The organism is Clostridium sp. MCC353, assembly GCF_018785315.1.
Taxonomy (GTDB): domain Bacteria; phylum Bacillota; class Clostridia; order Lachnospirales; family Lachnospiraceae; genus CHH4-2.
This window is the reverse complement of the sequence record NZ_WQPN01000106.1, coordinates 1-908: the sequence shown is the minus strand read 5'-3', so window position 1 is coordinate 908 and position 908 is coordinate 1. Positions and strand designations below refer to the sequence as shown.

Below are 908 nucleotides of genomic sequence, written 5' to 3'. Positions count from 1 at the left end.
GTTTCTGCCCGTCTTTTTCCATCCCTGGAGCCTAAGTTTCACTAACGGTTTCCAGACGGCTTTCATCGCCAACGGATTCCCCTCCGCCCGGTGTCAAACCTCCAAGCGGGTCTCCGCCCCCATCCGTCCCCATCCCCAGGATTCACCGCTGTGTACTGACCTGACAAAGGATAAATAAAGATTTGGAGAAGGGACGTAGAAGAAGCAAAGAAGCGTTGGATTGAGACGATGTTTGGTATTTCGTGCAGTTTATGGTATAGACATTTCAAGTAACTGATGCGGGGAATAACAGCAAAGGGTCAAGGCATTTTTGGAAATGCCTTGAGGGTTGATGTTAAATGGTGTGGGGATTTACATTAAAGGGTGAAGCCATTTTCGAAAATGCCGTCACGTTTTGATGTAAATCCCCACACCATTTACATCAAATCTCCATGTCATATTCGCCAAAACCTATACCAATTACCAAATACCTAATCACTTAAACGCTTCTTTGCTCTTTCTACTCCTCTTCCCCCAATTTTTTATCTCCAGGTGTAACTTTAGCCAATCACCCAAATAATGATTTGAAGAAGGAATGTAGAAAAAGCAAAGAAGCGTTTGATAGAGGTGTTGTTTGGTATTTCGTGCAGATTATAGTATAGACATTTCAAATAACTGATGTGGGGATTAACAGTAAAAGGTCAAGACATTTTTGGAAATGCCTTGAGGGTTGATGTTAAATGGTGTGGGCATTTACATTAAAGGGTGAAGCCATTTTCGAAAATGCCTTCACCCTTTATGTCACCCTTTATGTCGCTCTTTATGTTAAATTTGCTTTTAATTACTTTATCCAGAGAACACCAGCAGGAAAGCGGGACGAGGGGACGGACTGGATGTTTGGATGGGGGCGGGCCCAGGGGAATCCTTCG

1 protein-coding gene is annotated in these 908 nt (G+C 43.4%); it reads left to right on the top strand.

Translation table 11 applies throughout. The features are described from left to right. Positions 1-719: 719 nt before the first annotated feature. Positions 720-908 (top strand): hypothetical protein (locus GPL15_RS18040; RefSeq protein ID WP_215700089.1); only part of this gene is annotated, 189 nt, incomplete at its 3' end.